This window comes from Chitinophaga caseinilytica (assembly GCF_038396765.1).
Lineage (GTDB): Bacteria > Bacteroidota > Bacteroidia > Chitinophagales > Chitinophagaceae > Chitinophaga > Chitinophaga caseinilytica.
On the sequence record NZ_CP150096.1, the window covers coordinates 3,937,502 to 3,953,070 of the forward strand.

Here is a 15,569-nt window from a genome sequence, read left to right on the forward strand (position 1 = left end):
GGGCTTGAATGATACCATAAAATAAGATAACGCCGTTACAGTCCGGCGTCGTACATCGCCACGCCCCGGCAGATCTTCAAAATGCCGTTCTTTTCCCGCCGCCAGATATAGATGTTTTTCCCCGTGGCTACGCCTGACCAGTCGCCATGCCGGACGATGGCGGTATGCGAAGCATATTCGATCACGAACCCGTCGAGGTCTTCGATCCGGTCTGTCCGGATATCCAGTTTTTCGAAAACGGGGAGATGTTTGACATGGTCGTCGAGGAATGCCGTGATGGCGGCGCGGCCTTTATAGGCGGGGTGATTGCTGTAGAAGAAAAGGAAATCGTCCGAGTAAAACTGGTTCCAGCGAACGGGATCGTGCTCAGTTACCACTTTTTCCTGTAGCCCGTTGTAGGCGGCCAGTTCGAAGCTCAGGGGATCGTTTACGTTCACATGCGCGCGGAAGGCCATGTTCACGGCAGGAACGTCGCGGAAAACGAGTTGTTCGGCGATTTGGACGGGATGGCTGTAATTCCATGCCTGGGCCGTCAGCCGGAGGGGTTGTTGCGGACTGCGCTGCCAGATGTTGGCGTACTTGCCCTGAAGGGTATCGGTTTTCCCGTTGCCGGCCTGTTGCAGTATTTCGGTGAAGGTGCCGAATTCCACTACCATCCTGCCCAGGTCCATCACTTCCATCACGTCACTGTTGAATTGTGTTACCCGGAACCGCTGCAGGAAATCGCGGTAGTAATGCTTGGCATTGGCTTTGGTCCAAACGGTCAGCTGGAATTCAGGCATCAGCCGGATGCTATCCGCAAAATGCTGCGCTATTTTCGCGGGCTCGCCGGTGGTGAGCGCGGAGGCGTAATCCTGCCGGAATCGTTGGAGGAAAGCAAGCGTTTGCGGATCGGCCTGGGTGCTGCGTTGCGCCTGCACGTTGAGGGCGAGGAAGAGCAGGACGGCGGGAAGGGTCGTTTTCATGCTGGGATGGATAATGGGGGAAGGAAAATGAGGGTAAAGACGCCGGTTCTTGCGCACAGACCGAATATAACGAATATCCGGGGATGATCAAATGTTCCCGGCCCGGCGGGATGCCGCTACCTTCAATTTCCCACAATTCCGGCAAAGGGTCAATTCTCCAATTTTCCAATACTCAAAAGTGGGTATTTTCGGCCGGGCCGTTTACGCAAACATGTGAATGTCATTGGTTTCAGGCAAAATTAATATGGTTGTTTGAAGGAATTTTTCTACCTTGGTTTTGAATTGATTTGTGCTGATCCCTGTTGTAAATTATTTGTCAACCAAAATTCGCTGATACCCTAATTACCTAGATACGTTCCCAATTATTCCGACACATCCACATAGCATTCTTTATCTATGAAGTTATTCCGAAGGATTTTCCTCCTGGGAGCCTGCATCGGCTGCACAGGCATTGCGTGCAACAAAAATTCGCTCGAGCTTCCGCCAGTCAGTTCCCCGCCCGTGGAACTACGCTTACGGGCGAAGTTGGACGGTATTGCCGCCGTTGAGTTCGTTTTCCAGAAAACGACGGTCCCCGGTTCCGATACGGTCCGGATGTTTATCCGCAACCTCGATAGAATGCCGCTTTCAGGCATCCGTTATGTTGCGGAGCTGTGCAACGCTGCAACACAGAATTTCGATAATTGTCCGCTCCAGGTGACCGACGTTATTCCCACGCTGGCGGCCGGTGGTGAGCTGGTACGACTGGCCGAGTGGGTCAATACGGGGATGGTGCTCGATAGCCAGCGCATCAACGTGGGCATCATTTCTGCCGGTGGCAGGGAACCGCATCCGCTCAGCGGTATTTACGGGAATGTTTCCGCCGGTTTCGAGGACAGGGATACCGTAACGAAGTATTTTGGCCAGATCCGGGGATACGTGCTGGCCGACGGAACGGCCACGTTTCGCCTGAAAACCGCGTTCAGCAAGAACCTTAACGCCAAAGGCCTCTTCACGGGGCTCAACGCTTTCGACGGCGAACTGCTGGTAGACGGTCTGCAGCCGATCACCTTCAACCTCGATTCCGTGACGGTTGGAGGAACACGCAAACTGATCGATATAACGAACGGTAAATGCATGTTCCGCATGAAACTCCACAGCGCGTTCGATAACCAGGTCAACTTCATCCTTTCCCAAACCAGTAAGCAGTAACAGCATGAGCTATAAAATATTACGCAACTTCCTCCTGACGGCGCTCATCGCTTTCGGATCGCAGATCGCCTATGCGCAAGTAAATCCCGTTGTGAAAACGGTAGTAGAAGGAGGGGAGAAAAGCGTCTCCGAATCGCCCTCCCGGGAAGAAATTACCATCGAGGCCAAATCGTTCGAGATCTTTTTTGATGAGGAGAAGCACTCGTTCCTTGCGCACATTAAAGCGACCTACAACCGTACCGCCAAAAAAATGACCGTTGCCTTTCTGCGCATGGGCGACGTGGGTGCAGATACCAGCTTTGTCATTGCCGATAACCTCAATCTTAACACATTCCGCTATAACATGTCGGAGAAGCTCGTGAAATACGAAGTGGCTCAGAACGCGAAGTTCTTCCATGATTATAGCCTGCAACAGGTATACCTCTGGCTTTATTCGCTGGTCAACGAAGATGAAAACGAGGAAATCGGATCGTTGCGGTTCCGCCCGGCGGTAAAAGTGGTGAATGCAAACGATGTTAATTCCAGCGAAAGAGAAGAGGCGGTAGAAAGAGCGATGCGGAAATTGCAGGACGAGATCAGTAAAAGGAATACCAGTATTGCGAAGCATGAACTGGTCATCGGGAGCATCCTGACCGATTATAAAGCGAAGCCCCCGGCACTGAAGGCACCGCAGAGGAAGTAGAAGCACGAAAGAAAGAAAAAGAGTCAACGGTAGCTGCATTGGAAGGATTACTGGAAAAAGTGAAAACCCGCGCCATCGATATTGCGCAGGTCAAAGAAAATCTGGAAGAAATAGCCGGCGAACAATCATTCGCCGCAAAAACAGATAAACTGACGACACCCCTGGATGACTATAAAAAAGCCACGATCGCCATACGGGAACAACAGGGAAAACTGGAGGAAGACAGCATCCTTTCCATCAAAGATATTTCGATCACCTTCGAGCGCGGCCATATAGAAAGGATCCAGGTGAGAGTGGCGCGGGAATTCGGGGATGTCCATATTTTCGAGAATATCTACGCCATCGGGTTTTCGTCGATCCAGAACTATAAGAATTTTGAAAAATTGCGCCTTTTCAACCGAAAAAGCACTCGTCAGGATGAGTGTATCTATCTCAGCGATGTGATCGCCAGCTACGACAACCTGCTGCAATTGTTCACAAGGGATTATAGCCCGGCGGATATGGCGATCAATAATATCGATCCCGTTACCACGCCGGTTTTGAAGCTGCAAAAGGAGAAAAACATCCGGCTTTTCGACTCACGCATCTATACCGACTTGGCCGGTTTCTCGGAAGAAGCACCGAATGGGCTCGTGCAGGTGGAAGTTGGCCGGAGATTCAACATCAACACCAACCGCCACCAGGGAAGTGGCCGGTATGACTATGGCTGGTTTACCTACAGCTATCTGTCTGCCACACTCAGTAAGATCGAGAATAAAGACCGCGTACTCCCGTTGCGGAACGCAGGTGTTATTCAGAATAATGTAATCGTATCCCCGTCGTATGCAACAAATCTGGATTTGCGCAGATATGAAAACACTTCGATCCAGTTCGATCTGAATGTTTTCATGTTCGACTGGCCCGATAATAAATTCAGCCTGTATGTAGACCTTGGCGCGCGATACGGCCACCTGCGCGTACAGGACAGCATCAGGCCTGTTGTCAACGGAAAAATAGGCGAAGTAGACCTTGATAAGGCATTTGGCGCCAATACGGTTACGTTTTTTCCGAAACTGGCGGTGGAACTGTTTTCCGAACGGAGGGTGGGCCTCATGGCGTATTATCAGCTAAACAACACCACGCTGATGAGTAACAATAAGTTTCTGCAGGTGCTGAGCGATACAAAATCTGACGTTACGGTCCTATCGTTGGACAAACGCGCCCGCCTGTCGCATATGGTAGAAATGCTCGTCCGGGTAGAAACGAACCGTAGCGGAAACGGGATGATATTTGCCCGGGGGCGCTTTTTCTGGCAACAGGGCGATGCGAATAATTTCTTCCCGCAAATCCAACTGGGATATGCATATAATATTTTGTTCCGGAAATAATCCCTCCAAACATGAAACGTATAATCATACTGCTATATATCCTGTCCCATTCCGGCGCAGTGGGTCTTTTCGCACAATCTGCCGGCGACAGCAGCGTATCGAAAAAGCCGGATGTCAGCTGGTCAGAAATGCCTCGTCCGGTGCCTGTGATCGATAAAAAATCGGTCGTCTACATTCCGGCCAAAGGTGCAGAAGCGGCCTATGTGAAATCGGTCATAACTACCTCGGAGCGCAGGCTGGGCAATTCTGCCGATCCGGAAATGCGGTTACGGCTCGATGTGGAAACGATGACGACGCAACGGATATACCGGGAGCATACGGAGCTGGATTACCGGGTGGTGACACGGGCTTCGGGGTTCGCATTGAGAAATGACTACGATACCGTGTTCGTTGTGTTGAAGATGAATGGTAAAGATGTAAAGACCAACCTGGGCCTGAAGAACATCCGGCCTGGTAAGGTAGAGGAAATAGTCGCTGGTCCCGCCTATGTGCGGGAAGGGAAAAATATTATCCTGCACACAAAACCAATTACCGGGCTCGATCAACTGGCGAAGATCAAGGATTACAAAACGCTGGAAAAGAAAATGAAGTCTTACTGGCCCAAGGGATCCAGTAATATGCCTGCGCCTGTTACTGCATCATTGGTTACAGTAAAGCGGGAAGTTACTCCTCCGCCTGCTCCTAAACCGCAAGCACCCATTCCCGATGTCGCCGGAAGTTCACTCCACGATGCAGGCAAACCATTGCCGGGAAATGAAACACTAACGCTCGCAGATAAACAAAGAAAAATCACGCCTAAACCGGTACGGATTTCTCTGATGGTAAACGCATTTGGCGGCGCAGGCAACAGGATCGTTCGGGTTAACCAGACACAGTACAGCCAGGATAAGCCCATCAAAGACAGGCGTGCCGTAGAAACTGCGATCGGCGCCTGGGGCGTTCATGGTGGGCTTGGTTTCAACTTCGGCTGGTCGAACACGATTGCGGCAGAAGGGTTCCTACTGAAGGAAGGGTTCCGGAGTACATCGGGCGTAGACTGGTCTACCGGCAAAATGACAACGGGCAGGCCCGGATACTATGATACCGAGTTCCGCGGCGCCGGTATCGCGTATTATTACACACCCAGGAAGTTCCTCTTACAATGCGGGCTCTATTACACCGTGTTGCGGGATGCGGACGAGTTCGGAGGGCAAGTCAGCTCCGAGGCATGGATCGGCAAGATTATGATCGGCTATGGTAACAGGATCGGGCAAATCGGGAATCTCTACATCGCCCCGACTTTAAATTACAATTTCACCGCTTTAAGCAAACGGGAATTGATGACAAAACTGGTTTCTTATGGCGTAACGGTCGGTGTCCGGCTCACACAGTTCAAAAAGGATTATACTCTTGCAGATAAAGCGGCCGAAGCCGCGAAAGCGGAATCAGATAAGAAAAAAAGGCTGAAAAGGATGCCCTCCGCAAGCAATTGGCCATGGAGGAAAGCGTGAAAAAAACAGAAGCCAGGGAAGCCAGAATGAGGGAGGAACGGGTGAAAGCTGCCGAACAGCATGCAACATTGGCCGAAAAAAGGGCCATTAAAGCAATTGCGCGGGAAAAAGAAAAAGAAGCGCGGGAAAAAGCAGCGGAAGAACGGGAAAAGGCGGCAGAAGAAAGGGTTAAGGCGGCCAATGAACGGAAAGCGGAGGAAAAGCGGCAAGATAAAAAAGACAAACCCTGATCATCCGGCTCCCTTTCTCAAACCAACCGCTGGTCACGACTTCGCCTTCTTCCCCAGCCCCACTTTAAAATCATCCGGCGTGCCAGTCACCCTGATGCTCATGAACCGCGTCTTTTTATCCCGGTCCCGGTATTCGATGGCATCCTGCTGGTCCATGTCCACCTCGTGCTGCTTCTTCCCGAACAACGCCTGGAAACCCACCTGGGTCACCATTTTCATGGGAATGCGCATGTAGTATTCCATCTTCATATCGAGCGACTGCTTACCCGAAATCTCCATGAAGCCCAGCGAGGAGTTGATGTTCATGGTAGGGATATTGAGCACGCCATTGGTGAAGGTAAGCTTGTTGCGCAGGGTGTCGAACCGCACCAGGCGAAGGTTTTTGTCTTTGAAATAGCCCGCCATGGCTTGCATGGGCGCAAAATCGACCAGGGTGCCGTTGCGTATTTCCACGTCCAGCTCGGCTTTGGTGTCGTGAAGGATCGGCACGAAATCGGGGTGGACCTGTACATGGCTGCGGACGGTGCCCGTCAGCCGGCCTTTGATGTTTTTATTGATCACGAGGTCTTGCCCGAAATGGTCGAGCTTGATGAGCATTTTCTCCATATCCACGTCCTGCACTTTGATGCGGCTGCGGAAATAGATTTTTCCGGGATCGCTGCCGTTGAGGTAACCTTTCATGCCCATCCAGCCGCCGGCTACTTTCATGCCGAGCGTGTCGAGATGGATGTAATGGTCTTCCTGCACGCGGAGTTTGGCCGTCACGCCCTGCAGCCAGAGCCGGTTATATTTGAACTTCCCGATGTCGGCCTTTACTTCGAACATGGGGAAAGGGACGGTAAATATGTTGAACGATTTTGCGTGCGCGGCGGAATCGGGTATGGGCTTGGTTTTGGAAGTGGCGGCAGGGGAGGATGAAGGCGCAACGTTGCCGGCGGTAAAGTCATAACCGGTAAGCTGGTCTACATCGAGGAATTTGCTGCGGAAATAAAGATAGTTCGTCCGGTTTTTGATGAGCGAATCCTTGCCGTTGAACAGCCGCAGGCTGATGTCGAAATCCGACCGGCCGATGGAACCTTTCAAGGTATCTACCCGCAAAATCTTGTTGGCGCCATAAAGGATATTGCCGCTGATGTTTTCCAGCTGTAGCTGATGCTGCTTCAGCGTGCCCGAAATATTGGCCAGGCGCACCTTCGCGAAGCGGAAAGTAGTGTCGAACCGGAGATCGGCTTTCGCGCGGAGCCAGATATTGGCGCCTTCTTCTTTGTGATAGCCCGGCGGAACGAATTGGCGGCTCCTCGGACCCAGGATATCCTCCATCGCCAGCCGCGCAGATTTGAAATCGAACGCCACCATCGTCTTCCCCTTTTTCACCGGCTGGAACCACATGGAGTAATGGTTCACGCGGGCCGACAGCCGGAAGTCGCTCCCATCGATGCGCCCGCTGAAATCCCTCAACGTCAGCGATGTATCCGCGATCTGCAGGGTTGCGGCAATATTCCGGAAAGCGTGCGGATACTCCTTGAACGATGCACTGAGCTCGTTCAGCGTCAACGTCCCCTTCGGCAAAGGAGCCGGATGGCGCAACTGGCGTACCGACGAAGTCAGCGACACATCCAGCCGGAAATCCCTCACTTCCTCCTTCGCCTTCTTCGCCAGCGCCGTATCCGCCGCAAAAATATCAGCCATCCGTATCGTGCGACAGCCGATTTGCAGGCGCATAGTCACCGGCTTGTCTGGCGCGTGGATCAGGGCGATGACGTCGCTGATGGCGCCACTCGCGCGCAGGTCAGAGCCGCCCACACGGAGCGCCGCGGAATCGAGCATCACCTGGCCGTTGCGCATGGTTGCATGAACGTTCATGTTCCGCACGGGATGCGGATAACCGGGGATGCGGAAGGACAGCTGCTGCACCGTCAGCTCGCTTTGCACACCGTCTTTCAGTTTACCGATGTATTGTTCGGGAAGGTCGGTGTCGGTCAGTTCCTTCACGTCCATATCGAGTTTCACTTTGCCTGTAATGTGCTGCAGATCGGGGATGCCGAGGAATTCGCCGATGAAGGCGAGCTCCAGGTCGGATTGCAGTTGCAGCAATACTTTGGGGTCGGTAAAGTCGCGGATAACGAAATTACCGGCGAAAATCCCTTTGCCCGGGCGCGCCTGCACCTGGGTGAGCCGCAGCTCGGAGGTTTGCAGCGAACGCCCCGACCCGTTGGTAAAAGTGCCCTTGAACCCCAGCCCGTCGATCTTCCGGTCGGCCTCAGGATTGAGGAACCAGGCGCTGTCGCAGCCAAAAGCCACTTCGATGAGCGGGAGGGTGTCTTTGGCCAGCGGACCTTTGATCCGGCCGTCGAAATAAATCCGGCCGTCGTACCGGAAAGGTTTCAGCATCGCCGCGGCGTCTCCCGGGATGAAAGCGGCCAGCAGGTTCATGTCGGGCTTATCTCCGCGGATGTGGAGGTCTACCTGCCCGGGGTCGTTCAGCACCATCGAGCCTTCCAGCCGGAAAGCCGCGTCCTGCAGGCGAACGCCGCCAGCGGGGAGCTGCAGCCGGCGCGTGATCTTATCGTAATCGGCCCGCAAATCCACCACCAGGTGTTTGTGCCGGAAGAAGGTCGTATCAGTTGGGCTCGTCACATCCAGCATGAAATCCGCATCCAGTCCCACCGTCATTTTTTTAGGGTCGGTACTGAAAGACGCGGTCAGCTTTTCGATATGCGATTGCACGCGCTGGCCGGAAATATGATCGAAGTAAGTCACTTCCATTTCCCGGATCACCAGTTTCTTCAGATCGAGTTGCAGCGCGGCGGTGTCGGATGCAGCGGCGGCGTTTCCATCGGATTTCATTTTCTTCGCTTCGGCGATATTCAGCGAACCGTTCTTGTTCCTCACCAGCGAAAGATAACCGCCCCGGAGAATGACGCGGCGGACGTTGTAATTACCCCTGAAAAGCCCTGGCAGACTGAATCCTGCATACACATGGTCTACCTGGTACAGCGGTTTTCCCTTCCGCGATTTGTCTCCATAAAAATGCACGCCATGCAACGCGATGGAAATATTTGGGAAGTTCCGCAGCAGGTCGATATTGCTTTTCTCCACCGTCAGTTCTCCCGGAAACTGCTTGTTCAGCTCCGAAATCGCCATGGCAGTGATGCGCCGTTGCTGCGTATACAAAATCACGACGGCAGACAGCACTAAAAACAGGAACACGGAAATGGTGACAAGCAGGAAACGGACGATCCGTTTTTTCGCCGGAAAGGAAATGCGCATGGTTCTTAAACTCGTTTTTCGCTCGCTAAACGGAGGCGTAGACAGCATGGTGGCGCCCGGGAAACTGGGCGTGTTTTTCAGCAATGCCGCAAAAATAGCACATCCCGCCCATAATACATGTTAATAAAAAGCAAAATGTGTTTCTCGGAAATGAACGGTGGATGAAAAATCGCTATATTAAACGTATGCAACATTCAGGCGTAATCATCATCGGCGCGGGGCTTTCGGGGCTCGTGGCCGCGGCAGAACTGGCGGAAGCCGGGATCCGGGTTTTGCTGCTCGACCAGGAAAGCGAACGGCATCTGGGCGGACAGGCGTTTTGGTCGCTCGGCGGATTGTTTATGGTGGATACGCCCATGCAGCGGCGGATGGGCATCCGCGACAGCCTCGGCCTGGCAATGCAGGACTGGATGGGCACCGCGGCGTTCGACCGGCCGGAAGACCATTGGCCGCGCAAATGGGCGGAGGCGTACGTGAATTTCGCCGCTACGGAAAAATACGAGTGGTTGAAGGCGCGTGGATTGAAATTTTTCCCGGTGGTGGGATGGGCGGAGCGGGGAGGGTACGGGGCGGTGGGGCACGGCAATTCCGTTCCTCGGTTCCATGTGACCTGGGGCACTGGGCCCGGTGTAGTGGAGCCTTTCGCCAATCGAGTGCTGGAAGCGGAAAAGAAAGGTTTGGTGGAAATCAGGTTCCGGCACCGGGTAGAAGAGTTGATCGTCGAGAATGGTGTGGCCAGGGGTGTGAGGGGCGTGGAACTGGGACCGTCTGTAGCGGCGCGGGGCGAGAAAAGCCCGGACGACGTTTTGGGGGATTTCCATTTTTCGGCAGACCATATCATCATCACATCTGGCGGCATCGGCGCCAATCACGAGCTGGTGCGCAAGAACTGGCCCGCCCGCCTGGGGCCTGCCCCGAAGCACATGGTTTCCGGTGTGCCGGAGCATGTAGACGGGCGAATGCTGGGCGTGGCGGAGAAAGCGGGCGCCAACCTCATCAATCCCGACCGGATGTGGCATTACACGGAAGGCATCGCCAACTGGTCGCCCATCTGGAAAAATCACGGCATCCGCATATTGCCCGGCCCCTCGTCCATCTGGCTCGACGCCGCCGGCAACCGGCTCCCCGTGCCGCTGTTCCCCGGGTTCGATACGCTGGGAACGCTGGAACATCTCGGGCATACGGGGCATGATCATTCCTGGTTCATCCTCAATCAGAAAATCATCAAAAAGGAATTCGCGTTATCCGGCTCCGAGCAAAATCCCGATCTTACGGGGAAAGACTGGAAACTGGTCGTGAAGCGCGCTTTCGGGAAAAAGGCCACCGCGCCCGTGGAAGCGTTCAAGGAACATGGCGCCGATTTCGTAGTGGCGGATACGTTACACGAACTGGTGGCCGGCATGAACCGCCTGTCGCCCGATCTGCCGCTGGATTTCGCTTCCATCGAAAAAATCCTCACCGCCCGTGATAACGAACTGCAAAACGGGTTCTGCAAAGACGCGCAGATCATGGCCATCCGCAACGCCCGCCGCTACCTCGGCGACCGCCTCATCCGCACGGCCCCTTTGCATAAAATCCTCGATCCCGCCGCCGGGCCCCTCATCGCCGTGAAACTCCATATCCTCACGCGCAAAACCCTCGGCGGCCTGGAAACCGATCTCAACGCCAACGTGCTTCGCGCAGGCGGTGAGCGCATCGGCGGCCTCTACGCGGCCGGTGAAGCCGCGGGCTTCGGTGGCGGCGGAATGCACGGGTACCGCGCGCTGGAAGGGACTTTCCTCGGCGGTTGCATCTTTTCCGGAAGAACGGCCGCCCGCGCTATTATCGCCGCAAAATAAAGACGAAGTTTTGGGAAGTCCGGAATGACGGTCGGGCCGGGAATTTCGCGGGTTTGTCCATGTATGGGAACATCCATGTTGCGCCGGGAATTAACTTCCCCCGCAAAACCCCTCAGCGATGGAAAAAATAACGGCCACATGGTGGCATCCAGAAGATAAGCTCATTCATACCCGCATCAGCGGACAAGTAGACGCAGCCGATGTTTCAACCTGGGCTAGTTCCTTACGGCAAGTCCTTGAAAACGTGGAAGACGGCGGTTCGTTCAAGATTTTCGTAGACCTGCACGGATTCAAGGCCGTGGATTTCGATACGCACAAAAAGTTCCGCGACATCGTGCCGCTCACACTGGCGGCGTATGGCTGGCGCGTGGGTTACCTGGATTTGTTCGAAGAGGCGAACGGCCTGCCGTTGTACAATACGCGCGGCATCCGCTGCTTCGCCGCTGCACATGCGCACCAGGACGAAACGAAGATCGCGTTGTACGAAGAGCGGTACAGCCGGCCGCAGGAACATTTCTTCACCGATCCGGGCGCCGCGGCAAAGTGGATCCGTTCCGTTCACGAATAAACAGATGAATATTGAATTGCAAAACATTGCCGGGCCGGACTGCTGCCCGGCAATGCCGTTTTGGGTGGATATGGATTATTCGGCCGTTGCCGGATCGATGATCGCACTGATCTCGTGGATAGCTGTGGCGGGGAAGCCGCCTTTTTGGGCATGCTCGCGGATCAGTGCTTCGTTGGGCGAAATGTAAATGCAGAAGATTTTGTCGCCCGTAACGTAACTATGCACCCACTGGATGGAGGGCCCAAGCTCGGACAATACGCCGCAGGAAGTCTGTGAAACAGCCTTCAATTGCTCCGGGGTCAGTTTGCCGGCGCCCGGTAAATCTCGTTCAATGACATATTTAGGCATAATACAATGGGGTTGGTCCGCGGGCAAAAAAGTGGGACCATGCTGATGTATGCGCGTTTCCCGCGGAGGTGAGGCGATCGGGAGTACCCGAATGTACGAAGATCCTGCTACATCCTGCATGTTACAGGGCGCTGTTAGCAAAACGTTAAAGAACAGCCGTTTGCCGTAAATGTCGTAAATTTGATATCGATTTTTTAGGATAATATTATCAGAAGCGACTATATGAACAACGGAAACGACGGACTGGACATCATCTCGGGGCTCATGCGGCAGGATCCGCTGCTGGTTTTTGCCTTGCAGTCGGAAGCCGCGGGGGAATTCGACCAGTACAAACCCCTGATCGTAGGGATCGGGAAAGTGAACGCCGCCTACCATCTCACCAGGTATTTACAGCAAAACCGTCCTGCCCTCATCCTGAACCTCGGTTCCGCCGGTAGTCATACTTTCGCGCGGGGCGAAGTGGTGTGCTGCACGCAGTTCATCCAGCGGGATATGGACGTCAGGGGATTGGGTTTCCGGCTGTACGAAACGCCGCTTTCCGGCGAGGAGCCCGTTTTGCAATACGGGCTTTCGGTGCCGGGGTTGCCGCAGGGCATTTGCGGTACGGGCGACAGCTTCGAGATGGACCATAAAACGGACGATTACAACGTCATCGACATGGAGGCTTATCCGCTGGCGCTCATCGCGCGGAAGGAAGGGATCCCTTTCCTGTGCCTTAAATATATTTCTGACGGGGCAGACGGCAATGCCGCTGAAGACTGGCAGGTGCTGGTGCATCATGCCGCCGTCGCATTTAAAAAAATCATCGGGAGCTGGCTGGAAAACGCCGGCGTTCCCGCTTAAAAAAGTGTAGATATGGATTTTGCGAATTACCTCCTCATTTCGGAGCACCTCATCAACAATCCCGAGCCGCCCGCGCCGTACGATAACCCGGATTACCTGAATTACGCGCGGCTCAACTGGCAAAGGCAGCAACGCTGGCTCAAAACGGGCGTGGTTGCCGACGAAATGCGCGATGCCATGGCCCGCATCACCCAGCCGCAGCAATGGATCATCATTACCGAGCCCTGGTGCGGAGATGCGGCGCATAACATCCCGTTCTTCGAAAAGATCGCCGCACTGAACCCCCTGGTGACCACCGAGTACCAGCTCCGCGATGCTGAGCCTTTCCTCATCAACCAATACCTGACACACGGCACCAAATCCATCCCCAAGCTCATTGCGCGGGATGCGGAAGGGAAAGACCTGTTCACCTGGGGCCCCCGGCCCGCGGGATGCCAGGCGGTGTACGACCAGCTGAAGGCCGAAAAGGCCGACTTCGAGCGGATGAAAACCGATATCCAGAAATGGTATAACGAAGACAAAGGGAAATCCCTCCAGCAGGAACTGCTTTCCGTCCTCGAATATGCATAACGCCGCCCGGCATATGACCCGTGCGGCAAGGCTGCGCATCATCGTACTGTTGTTGCTCAGCCTCGTGTCTGCCATGCCCGACGTTTTCCCCGACGGGGGAGGACACCTCTTGGCCAGGGCACCCGAATCCATCCATCACGAAAACGAAATACCGGAAGCCTGCAAAGTAAGCCTGCGGCTGGAAGCAGACGCCTTCTACAAACAACTGCGCAAACAGCAGCCTTCCGGTAATATCACCGCTTCGCCCACGCTCGCTGCGGCCGAAATTCGCCACCAGCGCTACGATTGGGCGCGGCCGGCTTATTACCGCCATCTCCACAGGTACAACCTGTTTTGACCCCCTCCCCATATTTCCCCGAGATGCATTCTCCCGATTTTTTCCGCCCATGCAAGGGCCGGGATGAATTATTTCTGTAAATTATAAACCGTAATACGATGAAATGCCCGAATTGCAACGAAACGTTGCTCATGACGCAGCGCAACAACGTGGAGATCGACTATTGCCCCAACTGCCGGGGCGTTTGGCTCGATAAAGGAGAACTGGACAAGCTGCTGGAATTCGCCGAGCGCCGCTCGATGGATGAAAACCGCCACAGTGGCGAGCACCGGCGCGATGAGCATCACCGGTACGACGAGCGCCGCGACAAAGACCACTACGACGACCGCCATAAATATCCCAGGAAGAAAAAGGCTTTCTGGGCGACTTTTTCGATTTCGACTGAACTACTAAAAACCGATAAATGGAATTCATTACACCCGACTTTGCCGACCTCGGCGTCTGGATCAGTTTGCTCACACTGTGTTTCCTGGAGATCGTCCTGGGGATCGATAACATTATTTTCATCTCCATCGTGGCGGGAAAACTGCCAGAGCACCAGCAACGGAAGGCCCGCAACATCGGCCTTACCCTCGCCATGGTGTTCAGGGTGGGATTGCTGCTTTGTATCAACTGGATCGTGGGGCTGGTAGACCCGGTCGTTGCATTCAAATGGATCAACGGCACGGAGATAGCGTTGAGTTGGAAAGACATTATCCTGCTGGCCGGTGGCCTGTTCCTCATCGTGAAAAGCACGCTGGAAATCCACCATAAACTGCAGTCGGAAGGGCACGACGGCGATAAAAAGACGCGCACGCCCCACAGCCTGGGCGCCGTGCTGTTCCAGATCGTACTGGTAGACGCGGTTTTCTCGTTCGATTCCATCCTCACGGCCGTGGGGCTCGTGGAAAACGTGATCATCATGATCATTGCCGTGATCGTTTCGATCCTGATCATGATGCTGTTCGCCGGGCCGGTAACGCGCATCATCAATAAACAACCTACGCTGCAAATGCTGGCGCTGACTTTCCTCATCGTGATCGGTGTGGTATTGATCGCCAGCGGTTTCCACCAGGAAATCAGCAAGAGCATCATCTACTCCTGCCTCGGCTTCTCCCTCATCGTGGAGTTGCTGAACATCCGGCTGAGAGGAAGGAACGCGAAAAACATCGAGCTGAATACCACCGAAGTGGATTAAGTTGGGTACGATATCGTTGGATGGGCCGTCTTTTTTGGGACGGCCCATCCTATTAAAAGAAAATTGAAATATAGACAAATTTGTCTATTTCGAAAAATCCATCTACATTTACTTTAAATTCAGGACATGCAAAAAGCGGGACCGAAGGAACGGATCATGGAAACGGCCACCCGGCTGTTTTACCGCCAGGGTTTCAACAGTACGGGGATCAACCAGATACTGGACGAGGCCAAGGTAGCGAAGGCGAGCCTGTACCAGCATTTTTCCTCGAAGGAGGATCTGGGGCTGCATTACCTGAAGGCCAGCCGGGAATCCTGGTTTGCGGGGCTGGAGCAGTGGACGGGGAAAAAGAAGGCGCCCGCGCAAAAAGTGGCGGCCTGTTTCGATTTCCTGGAATACGTCATGCAGCAGCAGGATTTCCTGGGCTGCAAGTTCATCAACATGCTGTCGGAAATCGGGGAAAGCTGCGCCGCGATGTATGCGGAAATTTTGGCCCATAAAACGAAGCTACGCGCGTATTTCACGCAACTTGTCCATGATGCGTTGCCGGCAAAGGATGGGGAAGGTGCGGGCTTGACGGCCGACGCCATCTACCTGCTCTTCGAAGGCGCCATCGTGGAAACGAAAATCTGCCGCAACACCTGGCCTATCCGGAAAGCCCGGCAAATGTCTTTACAGCTGCTTGAACGGTAG

General features: G+C 54.2%; 15 protein-coding genes. 12 read left to right on the top strand and 3 right to left on the bottom strand.

Translation table 11 applies throughout. From position 1 onward, the window contains the following. Nucleotides 1–35: 35 nt before the first annotated feature. Nucleotides 36–965 (bottom strand): DUF4440 domain-containing protein, encoded by a 930-nt coding sequence (locus WJU22_RS16170; RefSeq protein WP_341839213.1) that lies wholly within the window; start codon nt 963–965, stop codon nt 36–38. A 396-nt stretch (nt 966–1,361) separates the two neighbouring features. On the opposite strand from WJU22_RS16170, the gene WJU22_RS16175 reads away from it, so the two are divergent. Genes WJU22_RS16175 through WJU22_RS16195 form a run of 5 tightly spaced genes read left to right on the top strand, consistent with a single transcriptional unit; the run spans nt 1,362 to nt 5,925 of the window. Beyond that, nucleotides 1,362–2,156: a hypothetical protein gene (locus WJU22_RS16175; protein WP_341839214.1), complete on the top strand. Its 795-nt coding sequence runs from the start codon at nt 1,362–1,364 to the stop codon at nt 2,154–2,156. Nucleotides 2,157–2,160: 4 nt separating this feature from the next. Further along, entirely contained in the window at nt 2,161–2,838 is a 678-nt protein-coding gene (locus WJU22_RS16180) for a hypothetical protein (RefSeq protein WP_341839215.1), read from the top strand. Between the two features lie 38 nt (nt 2,839–2,876). Further along, nucleotides 2,877–4,205 (top strand): hypothetical protein, encoded by a 1,329-nt coding sequence (locus WJU22_RS16185; RefSeq protein ID WP_341839216.1) that lies wholly within the window; start codon nt 2,877–2,879, stop codon nt 4,203–4,205. Nucleotides 4,206–4,264: 59 nt separating this feature from the next. After that, a complete protein-coding gene (locus WJU22_RS16190; RefSeq protein WP_341839217.1) occupies nt 4,265–5,695 on the top strand; it encodes a hypothetical protein in 1,431 nt (476 codons plus the stop codon). Then, nucleotides 5,680–5,925, top strand: a complete 246-nt coding sequence (locus WJU22_RS16195; protein WP_341839218.1) for a hypothetical protein — start codon at nt 5,680–5,682, stop codon at nt 5,923–5,925. Before WJU22_RS16190 ends, WJU22_RS16195 begins: the two co-directional genes overlap by 16 nt. A 33-nt stretch (nt 5,926–5,958) precedes the next feature. On the opposite strand, the gene WJU22_RS16200 is transcribed toward WJU22_RS16195, so the two are convergent. Then, complete coding sequence (locus WJU22_RS16200; protein WP_341839219.1) at nt 5,959–9,195, bottom strand: AsmA-like C-terminal region-containing protein; 3,237 nt, start codon at nt 9,193–9,195, stop codon at nt 5,959–5,961. Between the two features lie 185 nt (nt 9,196–9,380). Here WJU22_RS16200 and WJU22_RS16205 point away from each other — a divergent pair, with 185 nt between their 5' ends. Both WJU22_RS16205 and WJU22_RS16210 read left to right on the top strand, forming a co-directional pair. Continuing rightward, entirely contained in the window at nt 9,381–11,033 is a 1,653-nt protein-coding gene (locus WJU22_RS16205; RefSeq protein ID WP_341839220.1) for an FAD-binding dehydrogenase, read from the top strand. A gap of 118 nt (nt 11,034–11,151) precedes the next feature. Continuing rightward, nucleotides 11,152–11,601 carry a hypothetical protein gene (locus tag WJU22_RS16210; protein WP_341839221.1) on the top strand — a complete coding sequence of 150 codons (450 nt, stop codon included), beginning with the start codon at nt 11,152–11,154 and terminating at the stop codon, nt 11,599–11,601. Between the two features lie 75 nt (nt 11,602–11,676). On the opposite strand, the gene WJU22_RS16215 is transcribed toward WJU22_RS16210, so the two are convergent. After that, on the bottom strand, nt 11,677–11,949 hold the full coding sequence (locus WJU22_RS16215; RefSeq protein ID WP_341839222.1) for a DUF4242 domain-containing protein: 273 nt from the start codon (nt 11,947–11,949) through the stop codon (nt 11,677–11,679). Nucleotides 11,950–12,171: 222 nt separating this feature from the next. Between WJU22_RS16215 and WJU22_RS16220 the strand changes: the two genes are divergently transcribed. The 5 genes from WJU22_RS16220 (at nt 12,172) to WJU22_RS16245 (ending at nt 15,569) form a co-directional block, all read left to right on the top strand. Further along, nucleotides 12,172–12,792 carry a hypothetical protein gene (locus WJU22_RS16220; protein ID WP_341839223.1) on the top strand — a complete coding sequence of 207 codons (621 nt, stop codon included), beginning with the start codon at nt 12,172–12,174 and terminating at the stop codon, nt 12,790–12,792. A gap of 12 nt (nt 12,793–12,804) precedes the next feature. After that, entirely contained in the window at nt 12,805–13,362 is a 558-nt protein-coding gene (locus tag WJU22_RS16225) for a thioredoxin family protein (RefSeq protein WP_341839224.1), read from the top strand. After that, nucleotides 13,355–13,699 (top strand): hypothetical protein, encoded by a 345-nt coding sequence (locus WJU22_RS16230; RefSeq protein WP_341839225.1) that lies wholly within the window; start codon nt 13,355–13,357, stop codon nt 13,697–13,699. The genes WJU22_RS16225 and WJU22_RS16230 overlap by 8 nt, the downstream gene beginning before the upstream one ends. 403 nt (nt 13,700–14,102) lie before the next feature. Then, nucleotides 14,103–14,876 (top strand): TerC family protein, encoded by a 774-nt coding sequence (locus tag WJU22_RS16240; protein ID WP_341839227.1) that lies wholly within the window; start codon nt 14,103–14,105, stop codon nt 14,874–14,876. 126 nt (nt 14,877–15,002) lie between these two features. After that, nucleotides 15,003–15,569 (top strand): TetR/AcrR family transcriptional regulator, encoded by a 567-nt coding sequence (locus WJU22_RS16245; protein WP_341839228.1) that lies wholly within the window; start codon nt 15,003–15,005, stop codon nt 15,567–15,569.